Below are 25,081 nucleotides of genomic sequence, written 5' to 3'. Positions count from 1 at the left end.
GCCGATGGGGCTGTTCCGCTACCGCGCCCTGCAGGCCACCAGCCAGGGCAACGAGGGGCTGACCCCGTTCCAGCGCCAGCGCGAATCGCGGCTGGACGCGCTGCGACGACTGGGCCCGGAACTGGTGGAGCTGCTTCAGCTGGACTGGCAGCAACGCCAGAGGCGTACGCCGGAACTGCGCCAGCTGGAAACCACCGAATGCGCCGCGGTATGTCTGGCCATCGTGCTGCGCCACCACGGACGCATCGAACCGATCAGTGCCCTGAGGCGTGCTTGCGGTGTCTCCCGCAACGGCAGCAGCGCCGCCCAGTTGGTGCGCGCAGCCCTGAGCTACCAGCTCGACGCCAAGGGGATGAAGCGGGGACTCAACAGCCTGGAAGAAGTGCCTTGCCCTGCGGTCCTGTTCTGGGAGTTCAACCACTTCGTCGTCCTTGAGGCGATCACCCCCCAGGGCATCTGGGTGAACAACCCCGCTACTGGCCGCCTCTGCCTGACACCCGAGGAGTTCGATCGTTCCTACACCGGGGTCGTGATCAGCATGCAGCCCAGTGCTGACTTCCAACGGGGTGGGCAGCGGCGCTCTCCGGCCCGTGAACTGCTCCGGCAACTCCAGCGCGTGCACCCGTCCCTGGCCGTCAGGCTGCTGATCTGTCAGGGGGTTGCCGTTGCCCTGGCGGTCCGGCTGGCCACCACAGGCAACACAACCGTGCCTCCGACACTGCTGATGGGCCTGGTGCTCGCCGTCGCCGTGATGCCTGGTCTGATCGCGGCGGTGCGCCGGACGATCACGGTCCGCAGTGGGGCCCGCATCCAACGCCAGATGCTGCAGATGCCGGAATGGGCGCTGCAGCAGCACGCGCTGCGGGAACTCAGCAGCCGTCACCAGGGTCTGCGGCGCATCAGCGACGTGATCGGCGATGACCTGCTGTGGCAGCTACCAGCGGTGATGGCCCTGCTGATATGGAGCGGATGGCAACTCAGCGCCCAGCCCCTGCTGGGAACTCTGGTGCTGGGCGGCACACCGGTATTGCTGACCCTGCTGGTGCTCGACCACAACCTGCACCGCCCCCAGGACAACCAGACCGTGCGAAAGGCGAGCCGAGCCCGGCAAAGCCTTCAGCAATCTCTCGAGGATCCCCGCACGATGAAATCGCTGGCCCTCGAGCGGCGGGTGCTGCAGCGCTGGAGTGGTCTCCAGGCGGAAGCCACGGCAGAGCGACTGCAGCAACTGCGTCAGGCCCGGTTGACCGGTTGGCTGCCGACTCTGGTCGGCTGGGGGCTGCCCGTGCTGATGCTCAGCCTTGGTGGCCTGCGCCTGCCGGTGCTGATCCCGGTGCTGCTGTGGTGGTGGGTGCTTCACCGGCTGCAGCGGCAACAACAGCACTGGCGCGGGATTGGAGAGCCCCTCGATGGTCTCGCTGCCCTGGACGATGAACCCACCGATGCCCTGTTGCTCAGAATGAAGGATCCAGCCGTGGAGCTCTCCATGGGCCCGGCGATTGGGGTGGAGTTGCAGCAGCTTTGCTTCGGACATACGCCCGGCAAGTCGCCGCTGCTCCACAGCATTGATTTGACGGTGGCTGCCGAGGAATGGGTTGCGATCACCGGCCCAAGCGGCTGCGGCAAAAGCACTCTGCTCAACCTGATCGCCGGCCTGCTGCAGCCCGATTCAGGCCAGGTGCTACTGGACGGGCAGCCGCTGCTGAGCCTGACGCACAAACAGCGCAGCCAAGCTGTAGCGATGGTGCGTCAGGAGGATGCACTGCTGGATGTGAGCCTGCGGGAAAACCTCACCCTCTGGGATCCGAGCATCACCGATGAAGCGTTGCATGCGATCTGCCACGACCTGGGGCTGGACGCGGTGCTGCAACAACTGCCCCAAGGGCTGGATACGGTGCTGGATCCCGGCCGCTTCAACCTCAGCGGCGGCCAGCGCCAGCTACTGAATCTCGGTCGGGTGCTGCTGCAGAACCCCCAGCTGCTCCTCCTCGATGAAGCCACTTCAGCGCTGGACAGCAGCAGCGAAACGAAGGTCTATGAACTGCTGCGTCGTAGACATTGCACGGTGGTGATGACCGCCCATCGCAGTGGCAGCATCAAGCGAGCAGACCGGGTGTTTGAGCTGTAACCACCTTGCAAAGGCCTAGAGCAAGTAGCCAGACCTAGCTCCCGCCTCCATCATTCAGCTTCAACACCGCCATAAAGGCTTCCTGGGGCACATCCACCTTGCCCATGGCCTTCATCCGCTTCTTGCCCTTGGCCTGCTTCTTCAGCAGTTTCTTCTTCCTTGAAATATCACCGCCATAGCACTTGGCCAACACGTCTTTGCGGATGGCACTGATGCTGGTGGAAGCAATGATCCGGCTACCGATCGAAGCCTGAATCGGAATCTTGAACTGCTGGCGGGGAATCAGTTCCTTGAGTTTTTCCACCAAGGCCTTACCCACGTTGTAGGCCTTGTCTTGATGGACGATCGTGGTGAGGGCATCGGCCCGCTCACCGTTAATCAACACATCCAGCCGCACCAGCTGGTTCTTGCGATAGCCAATCAGGCTGTATTCCATCGAGGCATAGCCCTGGGTGCGCGTCTTCATCTGATCGAAGAAGTCGGTCACCACCTCCGCCAACGGCAATTCGTAGATCAACGTCACCCGATCGGTGGTGATGTACTTCATGTCGATGTAGTCACCGCGGCGTTCCTGGCACAGGCCCATCAAGGCGCCGTTGTAATCGTTCGGCGCGTAGATCTCCATGCGCACATACGGCTCTTCGATCGACTCGCGCTTCTGTGGATCCGGAAGTGTGGCGGGGTTGTCCACCATCACCTCTGAGCCATCGATCATGTTCACCTTGTAGATCACCGATGGCGCGGTGACGATCAGATCAAGGTCGTACTCGCGCTCGAGCCGCTCCTGCACGATCTCCATGTGCAGCAGGCCAAGGAAGCCGCAGCGGAAGCCAAAGCCCATGGCGCTGCTGGTTTCCGGCTCGTACTTCAATGCCGCATCCGAAAGCTGAAGCTTGTCGAGCGCATCACGAAGATCCGGGTACTGGTCAGCCTCGGTGGGGAACAGGCCGCAGAACACCATCGGCTTGGCCTCGGTGTAACCGGGCAAAGGCTCATCCGCTGGTGCATTCACCAGGGTGATCGTGTCGCCCACACGGGCATCAGCCACCGCCTTGATCGAGGCCGCCAGGTAGCCCACCTCACCGGCGTGGAGCTCATCCACCTTCTTCTGATCCGGCGCCATGATCCCGATCTCATCGAGCTCATAGGTCTTCTTGCTGGCCATCAACAGCACTTTGTCTTTGCAGTTGATCCGGCCGCTCATCACCCGGAAGTACACAATCACGCCCCGGTAGGGGTCGTAATAGGAGTCGAAAATCAACGCCTTGGTGGGCTCCTCCACCGCATCCTTCGGCGGGGGCACCCGGTCCACCACCGCCTGCAGGATCTCGGGCACACCCATGCCGGTCTTGGCCGAGCAGGGGATGGCGTTGCTGCAATCGAGGCCGATGATCGCCTCCACTTCCTCCTTGATCCGATCCGGATCCGCACCGGGCAGGTCGATCTTGTTGAGCACCGGAATGATCTCGAGATCGTTGTCCAGCGCCAGATACACGTTGGCCAGGGTCTGGGCTTCCACGCCCTGGCTGGCATCCACCACCAGCAGCGCCCCTTCACAGGCTTGAAGGCTGCGGCTCACCTCATAGGAGAAGTCGACGTGGCCGGGGGTGTCGATCAGGTTGAGGACGTACTCCTCCCCATCGGCCGCCGTGTAGTTCATCCGGGCGGCCTGGAGCTTGATCGTGATCCCCCGCTCCCGCTCCAGATCCATGTTGTCCAGGAACTGCTCCTGCATGTCCCGGTTGGCCACGGTGCCCGTGTCCTGCAGCAAGCGGTCGGCCAGGGTCGACTTGCCGTGGTCGATGTGGGCAATGATGCAGAAGTTGCGGATCCGTGAGACGGGGGCGTCGGTCATGCAGCGGCGGAATCCCGTCTCGGGTCCAGAAAGCGTCGTTGTCACAATCCTAAGGAGCGGCACCAGTGGTCATGAGCAATCCCTGGACCCTGCTGCTGCTGGCGATCAGTGCTGAGGTGATCGGCACCTCCTGCCTGCGGCTTTCGGAAGGCATGACACGACCACTGCCCACCCTGCTGGTGTTCAGCGCCTATGCCCTTGCGATGGCCCTGCTCTCCAAGGTGGTGCTGAGCATCCCCCTGGGAATCACCTATGCCCTGTGGAGCGGCATCGGCACTGTTGTGATCGTGCTGGTGGGCCGGTTTGCTTACAGCCAGATGCTGCAGCCCGCCCAGTTGATCGGCATCGGCCTGATCACCGCCGGAGTGGTGTTGGTGAATCTGGGGGAATGACGCTCAGGCGCTGAGTCCCAGAAGGGCATCGCTGCGTTCCCGCATCCGGTTCAGCACCTGCGGATCCTGCTGCGGGTCTTCATGGATGCCTGGCAACAGCGCTTGCAGGCGCTGTTGCCAGGCGTCGCTGTCGAGCCGTTGCTTGAAGCAGCGCTGCAGCACCTCCAACATGATCGTCACCGCTGTGCTCGCTCCAGGGGAGGCCCCCAGCAACGCCGCCAGAGAGCCATCACCGGAAGCCACCACCTCGGTGCCCAGCTGCAGCCGTCCGCCCTGCTTGCTGCGTTTGATGATCTGCACCCGCTGGCCCGCCACCGAGAGGGTCCAGTCTTCAGCTCGAGCGGTGGGCATGAACTGCTGCAGCGCCTCATGCCGCTCCGCAGGGTTTTGGCGCAGCTGATTGATCAGGTACTGCACCAGTTCGAAATTGGTGGCCCCCACCTGCAGCATCGGCAGCAAATTGGTGGCCCGCACGGAAGCAGGCAGATCCAACAGGGAACCCTGCTTGAGGAACTTGCTGCTGAAGCCGGCAAAGGGGCCGAACAGCAGCGAGCGTTTGCCATCGATCCAGCGGGTGTCGAGGTGGGGCACCGACATCGGTGGGGCTCCCACCGCCGCCTTGCCGTAGACCTTGGCCCGCTGGCGGTCGGCCAGCTGGGCATCACCGCAGACCAACCAGAGGCCGCTCACCGGGAAGCCCGCGAAATCAGCCGCCTCCGGAATCCCGGAGCGTTGCAGCAGCGGCAGAGCACCACCCCCGGCACCGAGGAAAACGAAAGGAGCCCGCACTTCTTTTTTGCCGGAGGGCCCCTTGAGCACCACGCGCCAGTCGGCCTCGGTCATGTCGCTGCGGCGCAGACGTTTGAGGTCTTGCACCTGAGTGCCGTACTCCACGCTGAGCGCTCCGCTCTGCTGCAACGGCATCAAATAGGCCCGGGTGAGGGTGCCGAAATCCACGTCGGTGCCCCGATCGATCCGGGTGGCCGCCACCGGCTGCTTGAGATCGCGGCCCGCCATCACCAGGGGCATCCATTCGGTGAGCTCGCTCTGGTCTTCGCTCCAGCGCATCCGCGCAAAGGCCGGCAGGTCCTTCAGCTGGCTGAAGCGCTGACGCAGAAAGGCGATGTTCTCCGGCGTCCACACGGCACTGATGTGAGCCGCCTGGTGGAGAAAGCTGCTGGTGTCGAGGTCGCCCCGCTCCTGCAGCGAGCTCCAGAACTCCAGGCTGCGTTCAAACGAGGCATTGATGGCCACCGCTTTGGCCGTCGCGACGGTGCCATCCGCCTGCATCGGGGTGTAGTTCAGCTCGCAGTTGGCGGCATGGCCGGTGCCGGCATTGTTCACCGCTGCGCTGCTCTCCAGAGCAGGCGCTTCAAGGCGCTCCACCAGAAGAATCCGCAGCTGCGGGTCGAGTTCATGCAGCAGCACCGCCAGGGTGGCGCTCATGATTCCGGCGCCCACCAGCACGGCGTCGTAACGGGCCTCTGGGTTGAACGAACCGTCGTGCTGCACCGGAGCTGGAGGGTTAACCGCTCTCGTCACCCTATGGGGCCACTCCGTAACCTTGGGGCCTTGACGTCTGGTTCATCCCGATGAGCACTGAAACCATGGCCCTCACGCTGGAGAACGTGGAGAAGGTGCTGGATGAACTGCGCCCCTTCCTGATGGCCGACGGCGGCAACGTTGAAGTGGTGGAACTGGACGGCCCGATCGTGAAGGTACGCCTGCAGGGAGCCTGCGGCAGTTGCCCCAGCAGCACGATGACTTTGAAGATGGGCATCGAGCGCAAGATGCGCGAGTCGATCCCCGAAGTGAGTGAAGTGGTGCAGGTGCTCTGAAGCGCCTCTTCGTCTACGGATCACTCAAAAGCAACGGCAGCGCCCATCACTTGCTGAAGGGCGCCAAACGAGACCGCGACGGCATCGTCGATGGCTTCATCGCTTGCCAGCACCGGGGCTACCCGATGCTGCAGCAAGGCAATGGGGCCATTTCAGGAGAGGTGTACTGGGTGCCCGAGCCTTGTTGGCCCGCCTTGGATGATTGGGAGGAGGTGCCTGAGGTGTATCAACGCAGCAGTGTGACCCTTAGGGATGGCCGCAGCGTGTGGCTCTATGAAGCAGCCCCAAGAATTAATTAATCGAAGAAAGTAAAATCCACACAGCGAAATTTTTCGCACTGCACATTTACAGAAAATAAATAAATGATGCCTTAGACCATTGACATACCAAGTGAGGTGGGCCGATGCAGGCAGCACCCAAACCGATCAACGAAGCAGCCAGGCTGAGATCACTCAGTGAATATCGAATTCTGGGAACGAAGCCTGAACAAGCTTTTGACAACATCACCCGGATGGCCTCAGAGATCTGCCAATCTCCGATTGCCCTGATCTCCTTGGTGGACGAGAAGCGTCAGTGGTTCAAATCGAAGGTAGGCCTTGAGGCCAGCGAAACCGAGCGGGATATCTCCTTCTGTGCCCATACGATCCTCGATTCCAAACCTCTGGTGGTGGAGGACGCGCTGTTTGATGAGAAATTCCGAGACAACCCCCTCGTTCAGGAAGAACCCCACATCCGGCTTTATGCGGGCTTCCCCCTGAAAACAGACATCAACCACCGCATTGGAACGCTTTGCGTGATTGATCGCATTCCCAAATCACTCACGAATTCGCAGTACAAGGTGATGGAAGGCCTGGCGGAACAAGCCACCACACTTCTGGAACTCAGACGCCGATCCCTGGCCCTGATGGATGAGTTCTGTCAGATGCATCACGCCCAAGGCTTAATCACCACCTGCAGCTACTGCAAATCGATACGCGACAGCGAGGGGTTCTGGCAGCCGATCGAACGATTCCTGATGCAGCACAGCACACTGAATTTCAGCCATGGCATCTGTCCGGACTGCATGAACGAGCACTTTCCCGACGTGCAAAGCAGTCGAGCGGAGTCGTCGAACAATCAGCAGTGAGGCAACTGGAACTGGGCGCTTGGATCAGCCCAATCTCAGACTTGACATCGCCGGAAAATAAAAGGTAGTTCCAGTCATGCGTCATGCGTATTGCAGATTTTCTGTATCGCAAGCTCGGGCTGAATATCTTCAAGGCCGCACCACACCTAAGGACACAAACACCTGAGGTTCCAGCCCCCGCCGAGGATGAGCCGGAACCTCTGGAGCAACCAACCCCGATCAACACATCAAGCACCGATGTGATTCACATCGGGCCACGGGGTGGTCGCTACAAGGTGGATGCCAATGGCCGCAAGGTCTACCTCAAAGCCAGTTGATGTCGTCCAAACCGACAGATTGGACGACAAGCTGGGTTGAAATACTGATCAATTTGGTTCGGTAGCAAACACAACCACCATCCATTCAGCCTGCACGACAAAGTTGAATCAGGTCGGGAGCTCAAGGTGAACGCTGGTCCTGCTTGCCCCATCCGCTTTGGCACCACCAACAATCAAAAGGAATCGCTCGCCGATCAATGCCTCACGGCAGCTGAGATCGAATGGCGTCGTTGGTCGGGTTGGCAGATGGAACGAACAGCTGCAAAACAACTCAAGAAAAAGTGGGCCTGACGCAAGGCTGAGTGAGGCGTTATGGCAGGGTTCGGTGACCTGCCGAAGCCTATGCTCAATCGTTCCCCGTTGCTTAATCGGCGTCGCACCCAGGCCAGCCAGGTAGATGATTTGGCTCTCTGCCGTGCCACCGCGCACCCTGGCCAGCAGAACGTTCTGATCGGGCACAGCGTCAGCTGAGGTGCCTTCGAATTGCCGGGGAAGGCCATGCCGGCATCCAGCGCTTTGACCCGGCTCTTAAACAATCACTCAGCAGGCTCACCGTTTAAGGCCTGGCTGCGACCCGATGCCACTGCCAACGTGTTGACACCGATCCTTTGGCTCACGCCATTGCCGTGACCATGCGCGACCTCTGCCCTGCTCTGCAGAACAAGACATATTTCAACTAGAAAGCACTACTGTTTAGACAAGATCAGAACACTTGAAGCTCCGTGGTTTTCAACAAAGAGACAAGGAAGCTTTAGTCACAGAATTTGGTCGCGAAAGTCAGCAGAACAACAGATGAACACAGGCAGCAACCCGTAAAAATGCTGTGTCCGCTAAAACATGGTGAGGGTGGTAGCTACCAGGTTGTAATCCCTTGCGCCAAGGATATTACTGCTCTCCGCCAGCACTAGTTTCCACTGATTGGGGCCAACAGCGACACCAGTTGGATCGAGATAACTCATAGATGTAGGCGCAAGATTTTCGGGATTGACATCCCAGCTGAGTCCATCTTCCGAAGTGGCGACAAAGATACCTTGAGGTTGATCTGGAACAGTCTCTGGCGTAGAAGACATCACAGCGATCCAATCATTCGGCTCAGCTTGTAGTACCTCAAAGTCAACATAACCACCAGTAGTTCGTTGGCCTTTATCCATCGTGAACGAGGTCCCACCAATATCAGTAGACGTTGCGCTTACAATCCATTCCCGATGCTCTGAACCACCCGCTGGTGGATCCTGAACCCAATACAAACGTACACGCCCATCAGGAAGACGAACAGCATCCGGAACACCCCAGGCATTCGATCCACCATCAGAGAATCCAGTTGTAATGGGGTTACTGAGAGTCAACCAATCCTCAGAAATCTCAGCCGTAAAAATTTCTTTTTGATTTGTCGACGGATTATGCTCGACGTAATAAGCGCGTCGGACTCCATCACCAGATTCCACAACTGTCAGATCTGAGATTCGTTCAAGCGAACCTCGATTAGTCAACTGAAGCCCGGTGAGGTCATCAATCTTGGTAATTCCATCTGATGGATAGGCAAGCTTGTAACCGTTACCTGAGGCCTCGATATGCGGACTGACTCCAGGAGTATTGAGACTGAGAATATCATCCAACTGCCAGGCTATTTCCGATGATCCCGATTCCTCTGACTTACCTGGCACACTTGTGTCGGGCTTTATTTTTAATTTATACTTATTATTATTTGAATTCACCTCAAGGTCAAATAATTGCTCATCGGGCGAGAAGTCAACTGGTTTTCCTTTTTTATTCTTAAAATTAGATTTTCCTCCATTCTCATCAGAAATCACAACACTCAAAGGAACAGTTTCACCCTGGTAATCATCGGGAATCTTTTCAACAGAAAGGGTAAACTTATTCTTTTTTAGCTTATCAGTCTTTCCAATAGTTTCACCATCAGCCGTTTGAAGCTGAATTGAGAGACCCTTAGCCTTCGACAGCTTCTTAAAAAGGCCTTGGATCTTCAACACGGCTCAAGTCGAGGCAATGCATTACAAATTTGGCAAGAGGGCAAACAAGCGCCTCTAATTAACGATTTTCTTAACATTCACCTGCCCATCCCGCCGCCGGGCAATTGCTTTACTTAAAAAAGAAAACTTACAAAAAACTTAATTTAGATACACCTACTTTTTAGCCAAAAACCAGATGAAGACAAACAATTTACGATCACTGATGCCAGCTCTGGCTAACAAGATTTACTTCAACTACGGCGGCCAGGGTCCTTTGCCCACTCCATCCCTGGAGGCGATCACCGCGAGCTGGTCGCGCATTCAGGAGTTGGGGCCGTTCACTGCAGATGTTTGGCCCTACATCGCCAAGGAGGTGAACAACACCCGCCGCCTTCTGGCCCAGTGCTGCGGTGTTCCGCCCCACCGGCTTGCCCTCACCGAAAACGTCACCAGCGGCTGCGTGCTGCCGCTCTGGGGGTTGCCCTTTACCGAAGGGGACCGGCTGCTGATCGGCGACTGCGAACACCCCGGTGTTGTGAGTGCCTGTGTGGAACTGGCCCGGCGCCAGAACCTCGCCATCGATGTGCTGCCGGTGAAGCACTTGCGGGGTGATCAGACCCAATGCGATGCCGCCGTGGTCGAGGCGATTGAGCGAACCCTCACCCCCCGCACCCGTCTGGTGGTGCTGAGTCATCTGCTCTGGAACACCGGCCAGGTGATGCCGATTACCGCCGTCGCCAAGCAACTCCATCAACACCCCCAACAACCTTTTCTGTTGGTGGATGCAGCCCAAAGCTTTGGACAGATCCCCGTCGAAGACGCCGCTGCAGCAGCGGACATCTATGCCTTCACCGGGCACAAGTGGGCCTGTGGACCGGAAGGCCTGGGGGGCGTGGCGCTTTCAGAGCGTGTGGTGGCCGAGGCGTCTCCAACCGTGATCGGTTGGCGCAGCCTGCGTGATGAAAGCAAGGTGGATCTGAGCAGCACTGATCTGTTTCATCACGACAGCCGCCGCTTCGAAGTGGCCACCAGCTGCGTTCCCCTGATGGCCGGCCTGCGCTGTTCACTGCAACTGCTGGAGAACGCGGGTTCAGCCCAGCAACGCTGGGACCACATCCGAAGCCTCAGCGGCAAGTTCTGGCGGGCACTCCAGGGGCTGGAGGCCGTCAAGCCCCTGCTGGAAGTGCCGCCCGCCAGCGGACTGGTGAGCTTTCAGATCATTGGCGATGTGTCCCCTGCAGAGCATGTGAAGCAGCTGGGGGGCCAGGGGCTGTGGATTCGCGATCTGGCAGACCCCAGTTGCTTGAGGGCCTGCACCCACATCACCACCACAGACGACGACATCAACGCTTTGGAGGCCGCGATCAGCGCCCTTTGATCGGCTCAGATCAACCGCGTCAGAGCACCTTGCTTCAAGACAACCGCAAACGCAGGGCGCGTTCCGCTTCCTCGCGATCGTCGAAGTGCACCTTTTCGGTGCCGAGAATCTGGTAATCCTCGTGCCCCTTACCGGCCACCAGCACCAGATCGTTCGGCTCTGCTTCGGCAATGGCTGAGGCAATCGCCTTGGCTCGATCACCCTCCACAAGCAAATCGCTATCGGCCGGGATCCCCGCCACCACGTCATCCAGGATCTGCTGAGGATCCTCGGTGCGGGGGTTGTCTGAGGTGACCACCACGCGGTCTGACAGGCGTGCCGCAATCGCCGCCATCTGCGGACGCTTGCCCCGATCCCGATCACCACCGCAACCGAACACGCAGATCAGCCGCCCGGTGCAGAACGGACGCGCTGCCGAAAGCGCATTGTCCAGACCATCGGGAGTGTGAGCGTAATCCACCAGCACTGGGGGCAAATTCGCTGCATCCACCCCGTTCAGGATCACCCGCTCCATGCGGCCGGGCACGCCACCGAAACGGCCGATGGCCTCCAGCAACACCGGCAAAGGCAGCTGCTGCTGAAGCAGCACCCCCACCGCCTGCAGCAGGTTCATCAGGTTGAAGCGACCCAACAAAGGCGAACGGAAACGCCCCTCACCTACAGGGCTGATCAAGCGACCCTCCACCCCAGCAGCCGTCATCTGCAGGTCACTCATGTGCAACTCGGCCGAGGGATCCTCAAGGGAGCTGCGCCAACAGGCGGCCCCAAGCCGTTCGGCCAGGCGCGCCCCCCAGGGGTCATCGCTGTTGACCACCGATCGCACGCCGTCGGCAAGCAACAAAGGATCTGAAAACAGCGACGCCTTGGCCTCGAAGTAGTCCTCCATCGAGGCGTGGTAATCGAGGTGGTCCTGGGTGAGGTTGGTGAACACGGCGCCCGCGAAGCGGCAGCCCGCCACCCGCTGTTGCGCCAGGGCGTGGGAACTCACCTCCATCGCCGCCAGGCCGCAACCGGCGGAGGCAGCCTCGGCGAGTTGCCCCTGCAGGCGGTCGGCAAAGGCCGTGGTGTGGGTGGCCGTGATGCTGTGGCCCGGCCAGCGGTTCACCAACGTGCCGAACAAGCCCACCGATTGGCCTGCTGAAGCGGCCAGATGCTCGATCAAATGGGTGGTGGTGGTTTTGCCATTGGTGCCGGTCACACCAATCAGGGCCATGCGCCTGCAGGGGTGATGCCAGTAGGCCGCAGCGATCTCACCGATCCGACGCGCCACCGACTCTTGGATCACCACCACGGGGTCAGCAGCAGCTGGCGGTTGCGCAGCAGCGGCTTCAGCTCCAATCACGGCAGCGGCGGCCCCGGCCTCAAGGGCTTGGGCCCAGAAGCTGCCTCCATCCACCCGTTCGCCCGGGAGACCGAGAAACAAGGTTCCAGGGCCGACGCGACGGGAATCGGTGGTGATGGCCTCCAACCCAGGGTTCACCAGCCCCGGCGGCACTGCGATGCCTGCGTCTCTCAACAGGGCATGCAACACCTGCGTCATCCCATCTCCCCTGTGCTTGGTGGAGTTTTAAGCCGTTCAGAGCGCCGCGGACAGACAGCGTTGCAACCAATTCAACAGTCCCTCACCCGTGAGCCGCGGGGAAACCCGGGGAAGCTCAGACCCATCGAGCGCGAGCACAGGCACCTCAAGGTCGTAGCGCGCCTTCAGCTCCTGGGGGGTGCCGGACGCATCGATATCGATCACGGTCAGCTCGATCGAGAGCCCCAGGAGATCGAGGTCGCGCAAGCGGGATTCCAGGCCTTCGCAGAGGCAGCAACCGGTACGGCTGTAGAGGGTGAGCTGCTTCATCAATCGGGCACCGGGTCACAGCCGCAGGGCGTGAAGGGATGACAGCGCAGCAGCCGTTTCACGGTGAGCCAGCTCCCTTTCCACGGTCCATGCTTCTGGATGGCCTCCAGGCCATAGGCGCTGCAGGTGGGCGTGAAGCGGCAGCGAGGCCCGATCATCGGGGAGATGAAACGCCGATAAAACCCAATCCCTGCCAGGAGAACAGCCGCCAGAGCCTGGTTCAACGCCTGTCGCAGCGTGGCCATAGGGCCGCCAGATACAGTGGCAGATTCGTGCATCACGGCAGATGCCTGGAGCTGTTTCGGTTCCAGCATGCCCAACAACAGCACGAACTCAACACACACCTTCCCACCTATGTCTCGTTACCGCGGCCCTCGCCTGAGGATCACGCGGCGCTTGGGAGACCTCCCCGGTCTCACCCGGAAGGCCGCCAAACGGTCCTATCCCCCCGGTCAGCACGGCCAAGCCCGTCGCAAGCGCTCTGAATACGCGATCCGTCTCGAAGAGAAGCAGAAGCTTCGCTTCAACTACGGCGTCTCCGAGCGTCAGCTCGTGCGCTACGTGAAGAAAGCGCGCGCCCAGGAAGGTTCCACCGGAACCAACCTGCTCAAGCTGCTCGAGAATCGTCTCGACAATGTTTGTTTCCGCCTCGGCTTCGGTCCCACCGTGCCCGGCGCCCGTCAACTGGTGAACCACGGCCACGTCACCGTGAACGGTCGTGTGACCGACATCGCCAGCTACCAGTGCAAGCCCGGCGATGTGATCGCCATCCGCGAGCGCAAATGCAGCAAGAAGCTGGCTGAAGCCAACCTCGAGTTCCCCGGTCTGGCCAACGTGCCCAGCCACCTCGAGCTGGACAAGTCCAAGCTGAGCGCCAAGGTCACCGCCCGTTGCGAACGCGAGTGGGTTGCCCTGGAGATCAACGAACTGCTGGTGGTGGAGTACTACTCCCGCAAGGTCTGATCCAGATCCGCAGTTCACAACCCCACGATGCGCAACCCTGGGTTCAGGGTTGCGTTTTTTTTTGGCTGATCCCCAGGCACTGCAGTCGCTCACCGGCCACGACTGGCTGGGATTGATCCACCCCGTGTTGATGATCCTGTTCGTCTACCCGGTGGTGGGCGCCACGATCCGGCTGGGAATCCTGGCGCGGGAAAAGCGGCTCAAGATCAACCCAATTGCCGACACGGTGCCGGTGGAGCATGCGCAGCATGGGGCCTGGGTGACCGGCGGAGTGCTGGTGGCAGTGCTGATCGGCCTGGGCCATAGCCTCTGGAGCAGCCATCCCCTGGGTCTGATCGTTACCGGCAGCGCCGTGCTGTTCAGCTTCGGGCGCCTGCTAATGACCCGGCTGGTCTGGCAGCGCTTTCTCTGGGCTATCGCCAGTGCCTGCGGCCTGCTTCTGCTGGGGCTGCATCCGGCCGTGGAGCGGTTCAGCGATGTTCCCTGGAGCCCCCTGTTCTGGCAGTCCCATTTCTGGATGGGACTGTTGCTCACGGCGCTGTTGCTGAGCTCAACGGCGCTGCAGCCCTTGATTGGTCATTCCGTGCAGGCCAGGCGCATTCACATCAGCAGCAATCTGCTGGTGGCTTTGCTGCTGGCCATGCAAGCGATCTCGGGAACGCGAAATCTGCTGCTGCACTAAGCCAACGCTGAAAGCTGCTGACGCAACCAGGGAAGGCTCAGGCCGATCACGTTGGAATAACAGCCATCCAAGCCATCGATGCAGAGGCCGCCGCGGCCCTCGAGGGCAAAGCCACCAGCGCATTGCAGCGGTTCTCCACTGGCCACATAGGCCTCGATCTCGGCCTGGCTGAGCGAGGCAAAGCGCACCACCGTTTCCACGCAGGCCATCAGCTCAGGTTGTCCGCGACGGATCAAGCAATGGCCCGTCAGCAGTGATCCGCAGCCGCCAGCCATGCGCTGCCAACGCTCGATCGCTTCGGCTGGCCCTGAGGGCTTGCCGAACACCTGCCCTTCAAAACTGAGCACCGAATCACAGCCCAGCACAGCCGTGATCTCGGCATCGCCCACCGGGTCAAGCGTCTGGGCAACAGCTGTGGCCTTGGCCTGAGCCAGCAGTTTCACCAGCTCTGCGGGCTCCGCATGCTGGATCTGGTCTTCATCCACACCGCTGACGCGCACCTGATGCGGGATTCCCGCTTGTTCCAGCAAACGGCGACGCGCCGGCGAGGCGGAAGCAAGCATGAGCACGGGAACACACCGCAGAACAACGCTCCGTAGGCTGCCAGGGACGGAAGGCTTCGCCATCGCTCACCCCACCGACCTGCTGGATCGACGCAGCCGTGACCGGGCCTGCCGGGCCATGGGATGCCTGCCCTTCTCTGAAGCGCTCTATCGGGATCTTCAGCAGCAAGGCTTGGATGCCGGCGACCTCTGGAGCGAACCCAGCCGCTACGGCCGCAAAACACGCTGGTTCCGCAACAGCGAAGCCCTCGAAGACGACCTGCGTTGGCTGATCAGCGTGGGCGTGCTGCGCCGGGAAGTGGATGGACAGGGGCTGACCAGCCGCTTCAGGCTCACGCCCCTGGGTCGCCAGCTGCTCGATGACGACCCTGCACTCCTGCAGCGTTCGATTCCGGTGTTGGAGCGTCTGCGTCACAGCCTGCGTCGGCACTGGCCGCTGTGACCGGCACCACGCCGCGACCCCTGATGGTGCTGGGCACCTCCAGCGGTGCCGGCAAATCGCTGATGACGGCGGCGCTGTGCCGGGTGCTCCAACGCCGTGGGGAACAGGCGTTGCCCTTCAAGGGCCAGAACATGAGCAACAACGCCTGGGTGGATGCCGATGGCGGGGAGATGGCCTACTCCCAGGCCATGCAGGCCTGGGCGGCGGGCCTTGAGCCCTGCTGCGCCATGAACCCCGTGTTGCTGAAACCCCGGGGAGACAGCACCAGTGAGGTGATCCATGGGGGCCAGAGCGTGGGGATCGCCCGCGCCGAGCACTACTACCGCGACTGGTTCCGCCCCGGTTGGCAGGCGATCCGCAGCGGGCTGATGCAGCTCCAGCAGAAATGGCCTCAAGGCCGGCTGGTGCTGGAGGGGGCGGGAAGCCCGGTGGAAGTGAACCTGCAGCGCCGCGACCTCACCAACCTGCGCCTGGCCCAGTACCTGCGGGCCAACTGCCTGCTGGTGGCCGACATTGAGCGCGGCGGTGTCTTCGCCCAGATCGTTGGGACGCTCGCTTTGCTGCGCCCGGTGGAGCGCCCGCTGATCAAAGGCATCCTGATCAACCGCTTCCGCGGCCGTCGGGAGCTGTTTGATGAGGGTCGCCAATGGCTGGAAGCCAACACCGGGGTACCGGTGCTGGGGGTGATGCCCTGGCTCAACGAGCTGTTTCCACCCGAAGATTCCCTCGATCTGCTGGAACGCAAACCCACCCGCGGGGCCGCCGATCTGGAGATCGCTTTGCTGCGGTTGCCCTCCTTGAGCAACTTCTCCGATCTCGATCCGCTCGAAGCCGAAGCCAGCCTGAAGCTGCGCTGGATTCAACCCGGGGAACCCCTGGGTGAGCCGGATGCGGTGATTCTTCCGGGAAGCAAGCAGACGCTGCGGGATCTCGAAGCGTTGAACAGCTCTGGACTGGCCGATCAACTCAGGGCCTACGCCCAGGCTGGGGGGTCCGTCCTGGGCATCTGCGGCGGCATGCAGATGCTGGGCAAAACGTTGGACGATCCGGAGGGACTGGAGGGCACCGATCAGCGGGGACCCCAGAGCGGCTTGGGCCTCCTGCCCCTGGACACCACCTTCAGCGGCACGAAACGGCTGAGCCAGCGCAGCATCGATGGCCTCTGGCCCATGGAAACACCGCTGAAGGGTTTTGAACTGCACTACGGAACGACCACCCCGGATCCCGGTCTTCAGCCCCTGAGCAGCGACCCTGGTTTGGGGTGGTGGGCTCCCGGCCCGAAGGGTTCGAGCGTAGTGGGCACCTACCTGCACGGCTTGCTCGACAACGGCCCCTGGCGACGGGCCTGGCTCAATCGGCTTCGCGAGCAGCGGGGATTGCAACCGCTGGCCAACGATCCCAAGAACCACAGCGCCCACCGTGATCTGTTGCTCGATCGCCTTGCCGATGCCTTCGAGCAACATGTGAACCTTGCTCCATTGCTCCAGCCATGACGTCGATTCCTGTGCGCTGGCCCGATGGGCGCATCACCCACGAAACCATCGGCGAGGACTGGTTGGTGGCCGCCAGTGGAGCGGGCATCAGCATTCCCACCGGCTGCCTGGGGGGCAGCTGCGGGGCCTGCGAGATCGACGTCAACGGCAAGACGGTGCGCGCCTGCATCAGCACCGTTCCGGCGTCGAAATCAGCGAAACTCAGCGTCGAATTCGCCACCGACCCGCACTGGTGACTCGCCTTCGCCTCAGCCTGATGGCCCTGCTCACCGGCACCCTGAGCAGCGCCGGTGTGGCGGTTGTGATGGGCTGGATCGGCGGCTTAAGCCAGCGGCTCTGGGGAGATCCGGTGCTCGAAGGCTTGGATCGCAGCCTTCCCCTGGGATGGTCGCTGCTGATCTGCGGCGGCAGCGGCTTGATCCTCTCGCTGCTGCATCGCCCCGGCCCCACCACATTGCTACCGGAGCTGCGGGACACCCTGAGTGATCTGCGTGATCCAGACCAGGCGCCGAAACGCGATGAAGCTCGCGGCCTTCTCGGAGCGGCGCTGGCCCAGGTTGGGGGAGGTTGCATCGGACCTGAGGCCCTGATGAGCCGCATGGCCGCCCTGGTCAGTCAACGGATCTGGCGTGGTCGTGACCAGAAGCTTCAGGAAGCAACAGTGGCAGGCAGCCTCGCCTTTTTCGGAGCTCCACTGCTGGGGGGTGCTGTGGTGGGCGAGGTCACTCACCCCAAAAACCGCAAGCAGGCCTTCCTCGACCGCTGGTTGCCGGGCAGCCTTGGCGGTGTTGCCGGTTTTGCCGCCTTCAATGGCATGGGAACCGCCAGCGGTGGATCGCTGCAACGGCTTCCCTACATCTGGCCCAGCAACCTGGGGGAAGATCTCGGCAGCCTCAGCGCAGGCCTGTTGGGGGGACTCATCGGTTGCGGCCTGGGTTTGTTGTTTCTGCAGTGGCGAGGCTGGCTGGAGCAGCGCCAACTCCTGGCCCAATGGCCCTGGTGGCCGCTGCTGACCGGCCTGCTGTTGGGGGCCTGCATGCACTGGTTGCCGTTGGTTCCCTTCGCCGGGGAAGAGCAGCTGCGGCCCCTGCTGGAAGGCCAGAACTCAAGTGGGGCCTGGGTTCTGCTCCTCTCCTCGATCGTGAAACTGCTGATGCTCGGCCTTTGCCTGGAAACAGGCTGGCGCGGAGGGGTGTTCTTCCCCTTGTTCCTGGTGGCCTGCGCACTTGGGATGGGACTCCACCTGCTGCTGCCCGATCTGGGCAGCCTGGGCAGCTGGTGCGGCGCCCTCACAGGTGCGTTGTACCGCTGCGTGCTTCCTGCACCCTTGGCGGTTCTGGTGCTCGGGGTTGCCCTCCTGCAGGGTCACGGCACAGCCGGCCTACTGGTGGGCCTCGGCATGGCGCAGCTGATCAGGCGCCGTGCTGAGCGGGATGGTGGCCCTCCACTTCGCCCTTGAACACACGGCTGGCCCGGATGTCGGCCTCCTCAATCGTGATGAGATCCTGCTTGGTGAGGGCTTCTCCCATCCGCGAAAACAACCGGTTGGCCTGGCGCAGACGGGCCCGGTCCAAGGCATTGCGAACCGAGCGCGCGTTGGCGAAGAAAGGCAGCTGACGCCGACGCGAGACGTAGTCGGAGAACGCCGTCTCGGCCTCGGCACTGAACTGGTAGTGCTGGGCCTCGAGGAGCAGGCCTGCAATCGCCATCAGCTCGTCGTCGCTGTAGTCGGGGAAATCGAGATGGTGCGCCACCCTTGAGGACAGACCTGGATTGGAGCTGTAGAAGGTCTCCATCCGATCTCTGTAGCCCGCAAAGATCACCACAACGTCGCTGCGCCGGCTCTCCATCTCCTGCAGGAGAATCTCGATCGCTTCGGCGCCGTAATCGCGTTCGTTGTCTGGCTTGTAGAGGTAATAGGCCTCATCGATGAACAGCACGCCACCCTGGGCACGCTTGAGCATCTCCTTGGTTTTCGGGGCGGTGTGACCCACGTACTGACCCACGAGATCGTCGCGGGTGGCCGTCACCACATGACCCTTACGGAGGTAACCCAGGCGATGCAGGATTTGCGACATCCGCTGCGCCACGGTGGTCTTGCCCGTGCCGGGATGGCCGGTGAACGACATGTGCAAACTGGGCGCGGTGCTGGGCAACTCCAGTTGCTGCCGCGCCTGATCCACCAGCAACAGCGCTGCGATCTCTCGGATCCGCGTCTTCACCGGCGCCAGGCCGATCAGTTCACGGTCCAGTTGGTCCAACACCTCAGCCACACCGGAATCGGCATAGGCCGAAGCCAGATCAACTGAGGAGGGCATCGATCTCTGCGGCAAAGGCACGATCGGCTTCGCTCAGCTGGGCCTCGGGGCCATCATCCTCCGGCCGGATCGTGATGTTCACGTAGGTGCGCCCAAAGCTGATGTCAGGAAAGCGCTGGGTGGCCTCGCTGTGGTCGCCGAGCTTGTCGAGAAAATCCCTGGTGGCGTCGTAGCTCTCAAACTCGAAACGACACTCGAGGCATACGGGTCGTTTCCGCTCCTGCCACTGATTCATCAGAGTCCCCGTTCAGCCTGAACCTGCTGGAAACCTAGAGGAGCGCCACCCGCTGACAGCCCATCAAGCGCCCAGACCAGGCCTCAGCGTAGGCCCGATTGGCGGCCTGCTGCTCGGGGTCATCGGTGTCCAGCGGATGCGGCATCGTGCCGGCGATGGCGGCATTGGTGACGCAGAACATGGACTTCTGGAAGCTGACGCAGATCTGCACGTGCACATCCGTTTGGCCTCGACCGTTGTCGTCGTACCAGAGGCTCAGTTCCTCGGGCAGGTGGCGGTACATGTCCTGCATGCAGAGGCTGGGGGGAATGCCCGCACCCATGCTCGGAATCGGGTCGGCGTAAAGGGCGCCGTACTTGAAATCACTGATGTCCGGTGAAATCTGCCGAGCCTGGGCGTTGTACGACACCGTTCCAAGGAAGGGCATGCCGCGGAAGAAAACGGCCTCCACGTAGGGCACCGCCACATCCACCAGAAAGGTGAGACCCGCCTCAGGGGGAAGCACCCAGATCTCTTCACCACCGATCGTCACCTTGTATTCAATCGGGCTTCCGGCCGCCGCCACCAGGCCATCGCGGATGTGATGCACCACATCGTTGACGCAGGTGACTTCCTTGATCGCGTAGCGGCGGGCCAGGTCGACAAAGATGTCGCTCATCACGCGCCAGAACAGACCGAGGCAATAAATCGTGGTGAGCGAACGGATGGCCTCGGGGGCGAAATCGGGATAAAGGCGGTTGTTGAGGGCCAGCAGAGGGTCCCGCGCCGACTTGCGCTTGATGATCCGCTGGCAGGCCTCGGCGAACTCAGGCGTGTCGAGGTAGGCATCCAACCCGCCGGTGCCATGCCAGAACATCGCCTTCTGGCAGTACTCGGCGTACTCAAAGTTGATGCGATCCCCCATCAGATGGGTCCAGAGGCGCTTGAGGTTGAACCCCTCATGAAAGAAGCGGAACACCGGGAAGGGATTGAGCATCTGCTGCTCGCCCTGATCCACCAGGTTCTTGCTGTAGGCATCGAGAACAAGCCCATAGCTCTCGAGCACATTCACCACCTGCAGCAGATGGTCGGGGGTGTCCTTGAGCAGCGGCGTGTCGCTGAGCAAACGACGGATCAACTCCTCCTGATCAGGAAGCACCGGAGGTTGAACGGGGGATGCGGATGTCGGGGTCATGACAGATCTCCAGTGATCAGGCTGAGGCCCGTGGTGGCCGCCTCACTGAGGTTCGACAGCAGCTCCGGAGCAAGGCCAAGCACCAGCACACCGAGGCTGAGGGCGATGGCCGGGGCCTGCTCCCGCAGCGCCACGCGGTTGAGGATACGGGGATTCACCACCTCGCCGGGGGCGATCGCAAGGCGACCGAAGAAGGCGCGATTCACCAACAGCAGGAAATACACCGCCGTCAGTCCCGATCCCACCATGGAAAGCAGCGTGGCCAGGGGGAAGGGCTGAAGGCTGCCGCGGAAGATCAGGAATTCGGAAATGAAGCCGGCCATGCCAGGGATTCCGGCACTGGCCATCACCCCGATGATCATCAGAGATCCAGTGAGCGGCAGGCCGCGCTGGGGGTTGAGCAGGCCACGCAAGACGTTGAGGTCGCGGGTGCCGGTCTGGGCGTAAACGACACCCACCACCAGGAACAGCACGCCAGAGATCAGGCCGTGGCTCACCATCTGGAACAGGGCCCCCATCAACCCGAGCGGCGTGGCGGCAGCGGCGGCCAGCAGCACGTAGCCCATGTGGCCCACCGAGCTGTAGGCCACCATGCGCTTCATGTCGGTCTGGGCAATCGCCGCAAGGGATCCGTAGAGCACTGAGATCGCAGCCCAGCCGGCCAGCCAGGGAGCAGCCACCTGCCAGGCGTCGGGGAACAAACCAAGGCAGAAACGCAGCAGGCCGTAGGTGCCCAGCTTGAGCAGCACACCTGCCAGAAGAACCGACACCGGTGTGGAGGCCTCGGTGTGGGCATCCGGCAGCCAGGTGTGGAAGGGGAAGAGGGGGATCTTGATGCCGAAGCCGATCAACAGAGCACCCATCAGCAGAAGCTGGGCGGTCATGCCCAGTTCACCGGAAAGGATCGGCCGCAGGCTGAAGTCCATGGTTCCTGTGACCAGAGCAATGCCAAGGAAGGCACCCAGGATCAGCACGCCTGAGACGGCGGTGACAATCAGAAACTTCGTGGCGGCGTAGGCCCGGTTGGCACCACCCCATACAGCGATCAGCATCCAGAGGGGGATGAGCTCCAGTTCGTAGAACAGGAAGAAGAGCAGAAGGTTCTGGGCCAGGAAGGCACCATTCACCGCTCCGGAAATCACCAGCAACAGGGCGAAGTAGACCCGGGGGCGGTTTTCGATCGTGCGCGACGCGATGGCCGCCACCAGGCAGAGCACCCCATTCATCAACACCAGCGGCAACGACAAACCGTCCAGCGCCAAGGCGTAATCCAGGCCAATGGCATGCACCCAGCGGGCCTGTTCCACCAACTGCAAACCTGCGTCGGCGGCATCGAAGGGCAGCAGCAGGGCGAAGCTCGCCAAGCACTGCACCACCAGCAGCACGATGGACACATCGCGCAGGCGTGCACTGGACGGGGATCCCGGCCAGAGGATCAGAGCCAGAGCCCCGAGGAAGGGAATCAGAAGCAGGAGGGAAAGAAGCATCTCGGGGCGATCAGGTGAGGAACCAGCTCACCGCGGTGAGGAAAAGAACGATGGCTAGGAGCACCGTCAGCACGTACGACTGGCTCTGGCCGCTGACGCTGAGCTTGAGGCTGTCGGCACTGGCAAGGGAGAAGCGCGCCACTCCATTGAGAAGACCATCCACCACATTTCGGTCGAACCAGGAGGCCAGGCGAGAGAAGCCAGCCACCACGTTGACGATGGTGAGGCGATAAAAGCGCTCGGTGTAGAAGTCGTAGGCCAGCAGGTCCTGCCACCAGCGCAGCACAGGATTCAGCGAGCGGGACCAGGCCTTGCTCAGGGGGAGAACGGCACCAGCGAGCAGCCCCAGCAGTCCGCTTCCCACCACCAGAGCTGCTGCCCAGAGGGGGAAGGCCAACAAACCATCGAGCGACTCAAGCCGCACCAGCAACAGCGGGGTGATAAGCACGATCACGGTGAGCGCCACCATCGGGAACGCCATCTGCCAGTTCACCTCGGCAGCCCGGCGGGACTTGATCAGGGAATTCCCCATGAACACATGGCGGAACACCCGCACCAGACCCATGGCAGTGAGTGCGTTGGTGAGAAGGAACACCGCCATGAACGGAACCGAGCGCACGCTCAGCAGCTCAATCGATTGGGCCAGGGCCAGGAAGCCACCCAGGGGCAGGAATCCCACGAGACCAGCACCACCCACCAGAAACGCCGTGGTGGTCGCCGGCATGCGGCTGCCCAATCCCCCCAGCTCGGTGATGTCCTGACAGTTGGTGGAGGCAATCACGCCGCCAATGCTCATCGACAGCAGCGCCTTGGACACGGCATGGGTGAACAGCAGCAACAAGGCCAGAACAGGGATCTGCAGCGCAATGGCAATGAAGACAAGGCCCATGTGGGCCGTTGTGGAATACGACAGCGTGCGTTTGATGTCCACCTGAGCCAGGGCCACCAAAGAGCCACCGATCGCACTGATGCTGCCGATCACGAGCATCACGCCGATGGCGATGGGAGAGAGCTGAAGGATGGGCATCACCTTCAGCAGCACGATGGCGCCGCAGGTCACCACCACCGAGTTCCGCAGAATCGAAGCAGGGTTCGGACCCTCCATGGCTTCGTCCAGCCAGAGGTGCATGGGGAACTGGGCGCATTTGCCCGTTGGGCCTGCAACCAGGCCCAAACCCAACAGCGTTGCCGCCAAGGGAGAGAGGGTGTCTTGAGCAGCCCAGGCGTAGAGGTCGTTGAACCCCATCACCCCGGAATAGCTGCAGAGCGCCACCACACCCATCAGCAGCAGCACATCACCAACGCGCTTGGTGAGGAAGGCATCCCGGGCTGCTGTGACCACCAGGGGTTGGGCGTACCAGAAACCCACCAATAAATAGGTGGAGAGCGTCAGCATCTCCAGCAGGAAATAGCTCTGGAACAGGGAGTCGCTGAGCACGACACCACTCATCGCACCCTCGAAAAAACCGAGCAGCGCAAAGAAGCGGGCCAACGCCCATTCCTTGTCCATGTAGCCCAGGGAATACACCTGCGACAGCAAGCTGAGGCCCGTGATCAGTTCCAGGGCCACCAGGTTGGTGAGCGACAGGCTGAAGCTGATGTTCAGCTCCAGATCAGCCACACTGAGCCAGGGGAAGGCCAGATCCACCGGCCCTGATTGGTACACCTCCTGCAGGATCAGGCTTCCGTGGGCGAAGGCCAGCAGGGTGAGAAGAATGTTGAGGTAGGCCGCCGGTCGATGGGCATCTCGGCGGAACCAGCCACAGGCCCAAGGGAGAGAAACCAGCATCCCGATGAACCCATAGAGCGGGATCAACCAGGCGGTCTGGATGGGAAGCGAAAGCTCCGGGGTCAAAACGGCGAGCGGGATGGTGATCGAGCTGGTCGCTGGTTGGCCGGCGAATCTAGGAGCCGGTCAGGAGCAAAAGGGCTCTTTGTGAACGGCTGTGAGGAGGCTTTTATGCAATTAGCTGCGGCGAGCTGCACCACTGCCGGCCAACACCGGCTCCACCTCTTTATGAGGACGGGCAATGATGTGAGCTGCGACAAGGCCGTCGCCCACGCGCTCGCAGGCATCGGCACCGGCACGCACAGCGGCATTCACTGCACCGGTTTCGCCACGCACCATCACCGTGACGTAGCCACCACCCACGTACTCACGGCAGATCAGGCTCACCTCAGCAGCCTTGGTCATCGCATCGGCTGCCTCAATGGCAGGAACCATGCCGCGGGTTTCGATCATGCCCAGTGCCACACCGGGAACGATGGGGGAAGGGGTGGAAGCGGGCTTGGTCACGGCTGAGCCGCCTCCGGATCCGGTGTTGGAAGCGCTGCTGCGACGCGTTGTGGTGGACGCGCGACGGGTGGTTGAAGCAGGAGCTGCCTTGGCGGGAGTCGACGCGGGAGCAGGAGTGTTGGCCACAGGTTTCACGTCCACGGGCTTCACATCCACAGTCTTGTTCGCCGCGGCGGTGCTGCGGGTGGTGCGACGACGGGGGGTGGGGGAAGGAGTGGCCATGGATTGGTAGGTGTGGAAGCGGAACGGAAACGGCGGAGGGAAGTGAAGGATCCCTATCCGTCCGGATTCCAGAAATCGATGATGCCACCGATGGTGAGATCGGTGAGAACGGTGTTGTCAGGGCAGGCATGCCGGGCAGCCGAACCGCTGGCGGTGAACACCCAGTTGCCCTCACGGGCACCCACGGGATCAACAGCCACCAGCTTCTTGCCCTTGTTGTTCTTGAGAATGCGCAGGTGCATGTGATCAAGACCGGCAACCCGGTAGGAGCAGACCAGCGTTCCCATCACCTGCATGATCTCCATCAGCTGGCCTTGCCTCCCGCGGGTTTGCTGGGGCTGGGGGATGGAGAG

General features: G+C 61.6%; 28 protein-coding genes. 14 read left to right on the top strand and 14 right to left on the bottom strand.

What is annotated here, in order from left to right; translation table 11 throughout:
- Nucleotides 1-4 precede the first annotated feature (4 nt).
- Nucleotides 5-2,128 (top strand): ATP-binding cassette domain-containing protein, encoded by a 2,124-nt coding sequence (locus NCN05_RS07430; protein ID WP_250397590.1) that lies wholly within the window; start codon nt 5-7, stop codon nt 2,126-2,128.
- Nucleotides 2,129-2,162: 34 nt separating this feature from the next.
- On the opposite strand, the gene lepA is transcribed toward NCN05_RS07430, so the two are convergent.
- Nucleotides 2,163-3,983: a translation elongation factor 4 gene (gene lepA, locus NCN05_RS07425; protein WP_250397589.1), complete on the bottom strand. Its 1,821-nt coding sequence runs from the start codon at nt 3,981-3,983 to the stop codon at nt 2,163-2,165.
- A gap of 71 nt (nt 3,984-4,054) precedes the next feature.
- On the opposite strand from lepA, the gene NCN05_RS07420 reads away from it, so the two are divergent.
- Nucleotides 4,055-4,375, top strand: a complete 321-nt coding sequence (locus NCN05_RS07420; RefSeq protein WP_136987605.1) for a DMT family transporter — start codon at nt 4,055-4,057, stop codon at nt 4,373-4,375.
- A gap of 3 nt (nt 4,376-4,378) precedes the next feature.
- Here the strand turns inward: NCN05_RS07420 and NCN05_RS07415 are convergent, their stop codons facing one another.
- A complete protein-coding gene (locus NCN05_RS07415) occupies nt 4,379-5,887 on the bottom strand; it encodes a malate:quinone oxidoreductase (RefSeq protein WP_250397630.1) in 1,509 nt (502 codons plus the stop codon).
- Nucleotides 5,888-5,967: 80 nt separating this feature from the next.
- On the opposite strand from NCN05_RS07415, the gene NCN05_RS07410 reads away from it, so the two are divergent.
- The 5 genes from NCN05_RS07410 (at nt 5,968) to NCN05_RS07390 (ending at nt 7,947) form a co-directional block, all read left to right on the top strand.
- Nucleotides 5,968-6,213, top strand: a complete 246-nt coding sequence (locus NCN05_RS07410) for a NifU family protein (protein ID WP_011128549.1) — start codon at nt 5,968-5,970, stop codon at nt 6,211-6,213.
- Nucleotides 6,210-6,512 carry a gamma-glutamylcyclotransferase family protein gene (locus tag NCN05_RS07405; protein WP_284500439.1) on the top strand — a complete coding sequence of 101 codons (303 nt, stop codon included), beginning with the start codon at nt 6,210-6,212 and terminating at the stop codon, nt 6,510-6,512. The genes NCN05_RS07410 and NCN05_RS07405 overlap by 4 nt, the downstream gene beginning before the upstream one ends.
- Before the next feature lie 104 nt (nt 6,513-6,616).
- Nucleotides 6,617-7,339: a GAF domain-containing protein gene (locus NCN05_RS07400; RefSeq protein WP_250397587.1), complete on the top strand. Its 723-nt coding sequence runs from the start codon at nt 6,617-6,619 to the stop codon at nt 7,337-7,339.
- A gap of 83 nt (nt 7,340-7,422) precedes the next feature.
- Complete coding sequence (locus tag NCN05_RS07395) at nt 7,423-7,656, top strand: hypothetical protein (RefSeq protein WP_250397586.1); 234 nt, start codon at nt 7,423-7,425, stop codon at nt 7,654-7,656.
- A gap of 126 nt (nt 7,657-7,782) precedes the next feature.
- Nucleotides 7,783-7,947, top strand: coding sequence for a hypothetical protein (locus tag NCN05_RS07390; protein WP_250397585.1), 165 nt, complete (start codon nt 7,783-7,785; stop codon nt 7,945-7,947).
- Nucleotides 7,948-8,486: 539 nt separating this feature from the next.
- On the opposite strand, the gene NCN05_RS07385 is transcribed toward NCN05_RS07390, so the two are convergent.
- Nucleotides 8,487-9,647 carry a hypothetical protein gene (locus NCN05_RS07385; RefSeq protein WP_250397584.1) on the bottom strand — a complete coding sequence of 387 codons (1,161 nt, stop codon included), beginning with the start codon at nt 9,645-9,647 and terminating at the stop codon, nt 8,487-8,489.
- Nucleotides 9,648-9,849: 202 nt separating this feature from the next.
- Here NCN05_RS07385 and NCN05_RS07380 point away from each other — a divergent pair, with 202 nt between their 5' ends.
- Nucleotides 9,850-11,004, top strand: a complete 1,155-nt coding sequence (locus tag NCN05_RS07380) for an aminotransferase class V-fold PLP-dependent enzyme (RefSeq protein ID WP_250397583.1) — start codon at nt 9,850-9,852, stop codon at nt 11,002-11,004.
- Nucleotides 11,005-11,038: 34 nt separating this feature from the next.
- On the opposite strand, the gene NCN05_RS07375 is transcribed toward NCN05_RS07380, so the two are convergent.
- The 3 genes from NCN05_RS07375 to yidD are packed head-to-tail and all read right to left on the bottom strand — an operon-like array spanning nt 11,039 to nt 13,131.
- On the bottom strand, nt 11,039-12,544 hold the full coding sequence (locus NCN05_RS07375; protein ID WP_250397582.1) for a UDP-N-acetylmuramoyl-L-alanyl-D-glutamate--2,6-diaminopimelate ligase: 1,506 nt from the start codon (nt 12,542-12,544) through the stop codon (nt 11,039-11,041).
- A 36-nt stretch (nt 12,545-12,580) separates the two neighbouring features.
- Complete coding sequence (locus NCN05_RS07370) at nt 12,581-12,853, bottom strand: glutaredoxin family protein (RefSeq protein ID WP_250397581.1); 273 nt, start codon at nt 12,851-12,853, stop codon at nt 12,581-12,583.
- Nucleotides 12,853-13,131 (bottom strand): membrane protein insertion efficiency factor YidD, encoded by a 279-nt coding sequence (gene yidD / locus NCN05_RS07365; protein ID WP_250397580.1) that lies wholly within the window; start codon nt 13,129-13,131, stop codon nt 12,853-12,855. The genes NCN05_RS07370 and yidD overlap by 1 nt, the downstream gene beginning before the upstream one ends.
- 76 nt (nt 13,132-13,207) lie before the next feature.
- Here yidD and rpsD point away from each other — a divergent pair, with 76 nt between their 5' ends.
- Together rpsD and NCN05_RS07355 are read left to right on the top strand one after the other, a co-directional pair.
- Nucleotides 13,208-13,816, top strand: coding sequence for a 30S ribosomal protein S4 (gene rpsD / locus NCN05_RS07360; RefSeq protein WP_011363781.1), 609 nt, complete (start codon nt 13,208-13,210; stop codon nt 13,814-13,816).
- Nucleotides 13,817-13,877: 61 nt separating this feature from the next.
- Nucleotides 13,878-14,498: a DUF4079 domain-containing protein gene (locus tag NCN05_RS07355; protein WP_250397579.1), complete on the top strand. Its 621-nt coding sequence runs from the start codon at nt 13,878-13,880 to the stop codon at nt 14,496-14,498.
- On the opposite strand, the gene NCN05_RS07350 is transcribed toward NCN05_RS07355, so the two are convergent.
- Nucleotides 14,495-15,061 (bottom strand): Maf family protein, encoded by a 567-nt coding sequence (locus tag NCN05_RS07350; protein ID WP_250397578.1) that lies wholly within the window; start codon nt 15,059-15,061, stop codon nt 14,495-14,497. The two genes, NCN05_RS07355 and NCN05_RS07350, sit on opposite strands and share 4 nt — an antisense overlap.
- Between NCN05_RS07350 and NCN05_RS07345 the strand changes: the two genes are divergently transcribed.
- Genes NCN05_RS07345 through NCN05_RS07330 form a run of 4 tightly spaced genes read left to right on the top strand, consistent with a single transcriptional unit; the run spans nt 15,060 to nt 18,455 of the window.
- A complete protein-coding gene (locus NCN05_RS07345; RefSeq protein ID WP_115132843.1) occupies nt 15,060-15,503 on the top strand; it encodes an Npun_F0494 family protein in 444 nt (147 codons plus the stop codon). The two genes, NCN05_RS07350 and NCN05_RS07345, sit on opposite strands and share 2 nt — an antisense overlap.
- 23 nt (nt 15,504-15,526) lie before the next feature.
- Nucleotides 15,527-16,996, top strand: coding sequence for a cobyric acid synthase (locus NCN05_RS07340; RefSeq protein WP_250397629.1), 1,470 nt, complete (start codon nt 15,527-15,529; stop codon nt 16,994-16,996).
- Nucleotides 16,993-17,232: a 2Fe-2S iron-sulfur cluster binding domain-containing protein gene (locus NCN05_RS07335; RefSeq protein ID WP_115008710.1), complete on the top strand. Its 240-nt coding sequence runs from the start codon at nt 16,993-16,995 to the stop codon at nt 17,230-17,232. Before NCN05_RS07340 ends, NCN05_RS07335 begins: the two co-directional genes overlap by 4 nt.
- Nucleotides 17,229-18,455: a chloride channel protein gene (locus tag NCN05_RS07330; protein ID WP_250397577.1), complete on the top strand. Its 1,227-nt coding sequence runs from the start codon at nt 17,229-17,231 to the stop codon at nt 18,453-18,455. The genes NCN05_RS07335 and NCN05_RS07330 overlap by 4 nt, the downstream gene beginning before the upstream one ends.
- Here NCN05_RS07330 and cbbX read toward each other — a convergent pair.
- The 7 genes from cbbX to NCN05_RS07290 form a co-directional block, all read right to left on the bottom strand.
- Nucleotides 18,409-19,314: a CbbX protein gene (gene cbbX / locus NCN05_RS07325; RefSeq protein ID WP_115008708.1), complete on the bottom strand. Its 906-nt coding sequence runs from the start codon at nt 19,312-19,314 to the stop codon at nt 18,409-18,411. The two genes, NCN05_RS07330 and cbbX, sit on opposite strands and share 47 nt — an antisense overlap.
- Nucleotides 19,298-19,549: a 4a-hydroxytetrahydrobiopterin dehydratase gene (locus NCN05_RS07320; RefSeq protein ID WP_115008707.1), complete on the bottom strand. Its 252-nt coding sequence runs from the start codon at nt 19,547-19,549 to the stop codon at nt 19,298-19,300. The genes cbbX and NCN05_RS07320 overlap by 17 nt, the downstream gene beginning before the upstream one ends.
- Nucleotides 19,550-19,583: 34 nt before the next feature.
- Nucleotides 19,584-20,723 (bottom strand): CO2 hydration protein, encoded by a 1,140-nt coding sequence (locus NCN05_RS07315; RefSeq protein WP_115132847.1) that lies wholly within the window; start codon nt 20,721-20,723, stop codon nt 19,584-19,586.
- On the bottom strand, nt 20,720-22,210 hold the full coding sequence (locus NCN05_RS07310) for an NADH-quinone oxidoreductase subunit M (protein ID WP_115008705.1): 1,491 nt from the start codon (nt 22,208-22,210) through the stop codon (nt 20,720-20,722). The genes NCN05_RS07315 and NCN05_RS07310 overlap by 4 nt, the downstream gene beginning before the upstream one ends.
- A 10-nt stretch (nt 22,211-22,220) precedes the next feature.
- Nucleotides 22,221-24,065, bottom strand: a complete 1,845-nt coding sequence (locus tag NCN05_RS07305) for an NAD(P)H-quinone oxidoreductase subunit F (protein WP_115161380.1) — start codon at nt 24,063-24,065, stop codon at nt 22,221-22,223.
- Nucleotides 24,066-24,176: 111 nt separating this feature from the next.
- Entirely contained in the window at nt 24,177-24,728 is a 552-nt protein-coding gene (gene csoS1, locus NCN05_RS12520) for an alpha-carboxysome major shell protein CsoS1 (RefSeq protein ID WP_284500434.1), read from the bottom strand.
- Between the two features lie 53 nt (nt 24,729-24,781).
- Complete coding sequence (locus NCN05_RS07290) at nt 24,782-25,033, bottom strand: carboxysome peptide B (RefSeq protein ID WP_011363752.1); 252 nt, start codon at nt 25,031-25,033, stop codon at nt 24,782-24,784.
- Nucleotides 25,034-25,081: the final 48 nt, after the last annotated feature.

It is taken from the genome of Synechococcus sp. MU1651 (assembly GCF_023630635.1).
GTDB lineage: Bacteria > Cyanobacteriota > Cyanobacteriia > PCC-6307 > Cyanobiaceae > Parasynechococcus.
This window is presented reverse-complemented; position numbering and strand designations above follow the sequence as displayed.